We start from the raw sequence: 4,022 nt of genomic DNA on the forward strand, positions 1-4,022 counted from the left end.
CAGTCGCTTTTTGTCTGTATTTTAAAGGTGCTGAAAGAGGTTCTTTTTGACCGGTTTTCAAGCTTTTGAAGTGTTTGGAAAGCTTGAGTGTTTGGAAGGACAGTAACCACTCGTTTGAATCAAAGGCTACTCAATCACTTACTAAAAGATTCAGTAGCCTTCAACAAGATACAACTTAACCCACAACTTAACCCACAACTTAACCCACAACCTCTTCCCGGGCTTCGACCTGTGTTTCTGTTTTCGCTCTGTTTTTAGGGGATGAAAATTCAAGAGACGGGTCATTCACCTTGCCAAAGCGGAGGCTAATCATATCCATCACATAGTTCTGGTACAGCTTCCAGGGCTTTTTGGAACCTTGGTGAGGAATCTTTCCCTCTGCACGCTGAATATAACCAGACTGCATATCAACAAATGGCTCGTGAACAGCGCCGTTAACATTTACAGGGACGCACTGCTTATGACCACTGTCTTCCATATAATTCAACAGACGACAGATATGCTCCAATATCAGATCAGCTTTCAAGGTCCAGGATGCGTTGGTATAGCCAAATACCATCCCCAGATTAGGAACCCCCTCGAACATAACTCCCCGGTAATACATCTTTTCCGATATATCTAGCGGCTCACCGTCCAGAGTCAAACTCATATTGCCAAACAGCTGAATGTTCAAACCTGTAGCCGTGACAATAATATCTGCGCCCAGTTCTTTGCCGGATTTCAGCTTTATTCCCTTTTCGGTGAAGCAATCGATGTGGTCTGTTTCTACAGAAGCCTTACCGTCAGTTATTGCTGTAAACAGGTCGCCATCTGGTACCACACACAAACGCTCATCCCATGGCGCATAACTGGGGGAGAAGTGCTTCATGTCATAACCTTCAGGCAGCTGTTTTTTTGTCAGCTTAAGAATGAGCTTGCGGGAAGCATTGGGAAATGCACGACAATATTTATAGATAAGCCAGGAAATACCAATATTCCGGGTTCGAATAATTCTGTATACCCAGGTTTCCGGCAAGATTTTGCGCAGACCATTCACCACAGGATCATCCTGCGGCAAATTCATAACGTAGGTTGGTGAACGCTGAAGCATAGTGACATGCTCGGCCTTATCCGTCATAGCTGGCGCAAGGGTGACAGCCGTAGCGCCTGATCCGATAACAACAACCTTCTTACCACTGTAATCGTAATTTTCAGGCCACTTTTGAGGATGGATAATGTCGCCGGTAAAATTGTCTTCACCAACAAATTGCGGACGATAACCTTCTTCATAATTGTAGTAACCGGTACCACAAAGAAGGAATCGACACATTATAGTTTTGGTTTTGGTTTTGGTTTTGGTTTTGGTTTCGCCTTTTTCTTCTACCGTCAGCTGCCACTGTGCCGTTTCTGAATTCCAGTCTGCGGCAACCACTTTATGTCCGTAACGAATTTTACTGTCGATCCCGGCTTCTTGAGCAGCTTCGGTAACGTAGGTACGAATGTCTTCACCATCAGCAATACCTTTAGCCTTTGTCCAAGGTTTAAAGTTATAACCGAGGGTATACATATCGGAATCAGATCGGATGCCTGGGTAGCGAAACAGATCCCAGGTTCCCCCAAGACTGTCTCGCCCTTCCAGAATCGCGAAGCGTTTATTCGGGCAGTGTTTTTTCAGATGGCAGGCTGCACCGATACCAGACAGTCCTGCTCCAATAATAACGACATCAAGGGGCTCCACAGCCATAAATCACCTGTAATTATTGTTAATGGTGTAAATCGGGTTTCAACCCCTGGATTCTTCCGCCTGCTGCTTCTGAACCTGATTTTTTCTGAGATTCAGCAACTTAACGACAATCGCCTGATATTTGACAGGTAAAAATCGCTGGAGCAGATCTATAGCTTTAGCATCAGTGCCAACCAAAATTCGGCTTTTGTTTCTCTTCATTCCGTTAAGAATAATATTGGCAGCCTGCTCCGGAGTCGTCTTTGCCAACTTGTTATTAAACTCACGCTTTTGCTGTTCCTGGGTTAACTGGGGACCAACCTGATTCCGAATTCGTGAGCTGTTTACAATATTGGTTTTGATCCCGCCGGGGTGCACACAGCTGATGCTGACACGACTGTTTTCCAAAGCCAGCTCCATACGCAGGCTTTCACTGAATCCACGCACAGCATACTTTGAAGCATTGTAAGCTGACTGGTTCGGTATGCTGACCAGACCAAAAAGGCTGGAGATATTAATTACATGTCCCCACTCCGCCTTTTTCAGGTGAGGGAGAAAGGCCCGGGTGCCATGAGTGACGCCCCAGAAGTTAATATCCATCTGCCATTCAAAATCACGATCTGCCATCGCTTCAACACTGGCACTCAGATTAACGCCGGCATTATTGATGATCACATTGATCTTGCTGAAACGTTGTGCTGTTTTCTCTGCCCACTCGTAAATGGCGTCACGCTTGCTGACATCAACCACATCACAGGCCACATCTTTTGTATGGGCAAGGCAAAGCTGCGCAGTTTCCTGCAGCGGCTCTTCACACACATCAGAAATCGCAACAATAGCGCCCTCTTTGGCACATTGGAGTGCCAGTGCCCGGCCAATACCGGAACCTGCGCCTGTAATGGCAACAACAGCCTTATTTAAAGTTTTTGGCATGGTGGTAAAACCTGTCGAGTAAAGCGTTCTTATTATTGTGAGATTACTGTGAATCAGATTAAGTCAGAGGTACAGGTGATCCTATGTCATCCCAACGGTGATCACAGGTCAGAGAAGCAAACTGGAAAGATATGCCTGTTGCTTGCGTAACTATCTGGATATGACCCAATCCTCAGCTTCCCAAACCCTTTCTGGTAAATAAGGAAGCTGCATTCTGGTCTGCTATTTTTTACGGAGTCATGGTGGCGTGCTCGCGTTTTACAGCCGTCATCATCTGGCAGCTAAAGCTCCGATAGAAGAGTTGAAGCCATCGCGAAAGCTGAGGCTGAGTTGAATTGATAATGATGTAAGAGCGCTGGCCCTGTGTTTATAGGGCACCTGTCAGTTCTGTGTGCTGGCAGGTGCCACGCCTAAAACGCAATACCTGAAAACAATGCCTGCAAACAATGCCTGAAAACAATAGAAAGATCCCCAGAGAGCCCAAATGGTAAATCCAAGAGATGTACGCACAGTAGAAGATGCCAAGCGTATTATTGAAGAGCGAGGCCTTACTCATGTGAAGGTCGGCCTGTTCGACAATGATGGTGTGATGCTTGGTAAATACATGAGCAAATCCAAGTTTTTCTCCTAGCTGGAGAACGGCTTTGCTTTCTGTGATGTCATTCTGGGCTGGGACTCAAAAGATCAACTCTACGACAACGTTAAATACACGGGCTGGCACACCGGCTACCCGGATGCTCCGGTTCGCATTCTGCCAGAGTCATGCCGGGATATTCACACCGAACCAGATATGCTGTTGTTTATGGCCGAGTTCGATAAACAGGCTGAAGCCATATGCCCTCGCGGAACCCTGAGAAGAGTTATAAAAAAGTGCAAAGAACTGGGCTTTGATCCCTACGCAGCCCTTGAGTACGAATTCTTCCTGTTTCACGAAACTCCCAAGTCTGCACGGGAAAAAAACTTTCGCAATCTGGAACCAATGACCCCGGATTGGTTTGGTTACTCCATCATCCGCAACTCTGTGCACTCGGAGCTCTATCACCAGATTCTCGAAATGGGGGAAACCATGGATTTCCCCATTGAAAGTATTCACACAGAAACCGGCCCAGGTGTTATAGAAGCCGCAATTACTGTGGATAAGGCTGATAACGCTGCAGACAAAGCTGCGCTGTTTAAAACCTTTATGAAAGTTCTCGCCCAGAGAAATGAAATGATGGCGACCTTTATGGCGAAATGGTCTGCTGATTACCCTGGGCAAAGCGGGCATATTCACATTTCCCTGCAAAATACAGACGGCAGTGGTTCCGCTTTTCACGATAATTCCAAAGAACATAATATCAGCGCGATACAACGACATTTTATTGCCGGGCAACAACGATTAATGCCT

General features: G+C 46.2%; 3 protein-coding genes and 1 pseudogene. 2 read left to right on the forward strand and 2 right to left on the reverse strand.

Translation table 11 applies throughout. The annotated features are described in order from the left end of the window. Positions 1 to 199 precede the first annotated feature (199 nt). Together QMA35_RS20910 and QMA35_RS20915 are read right to left on the reverse strand one after the other, a co-directional pair. Positions 200 to 1,723 (reverse strand): NAD(P)/FAD-dependent oxidoreductase, encoded by a 1,524-nt coding sequence (locus QMA35_RS20910; protein ID WP_281649085.1) that lies wholly within the window; start codon positions 1,721 to 1,723, stop codon positions 200 to 202. A 39-nt stretch (positions 1,724 to 1,762) separates the two neighbouring features. Next, positions 1,763 to 2,635, reverse strand: coding sequence for an SDR family oxidoreductase (locus tag QMA35_RS20915; RefSeq protein WP_281649086.1), 873 nt, complete (start codon positions 2,633 to 2,635; stop codon positions 1,763 to 1,765). A 484-nt stretch (positions 2,636 to 3,119) separates the two neighbouring features. Here QMA35_RS20915 and QMA35_RS21970 point away from each other — a divergent pair, with 484 nt between their 5' ends. Together QMA35_RS21970 and QMA35_RS21975 are read left to right on the forward strand one after the other, a co-directional pair. Continuing rightward, the gene (locus tag QMA35_RS21970; RefSeq protein ID WP_348650966.1) at positions 3,120 to 3,266 is read left to right on the forward strand and encodes a hypothetical protein; all 147 of its coding nucleotides are present in this window, start codon (positions 3,120 to 3,122) and stop codon (positions 3,264 to 3,266) included. Positions 3,267 to 3,437: 171 nt separating this feature from the next. Next, positions 3,438 to 4,022: pseudogene (locus QMA35_RS21975) on the forward strand (glutamine synthetase); the annotation flags it as partial.

The sequence above is a fragment of the Parendozoicomonas sp. Alg238-R29 genome, assembly GCF_947331445.1.
Taxonomy (GTDB): Bacteria; Pseudomonadota; Gammaproteobacteria; order Pseudomonadales; family Endozoicomonadaceae; genus Sansalvadorimonas.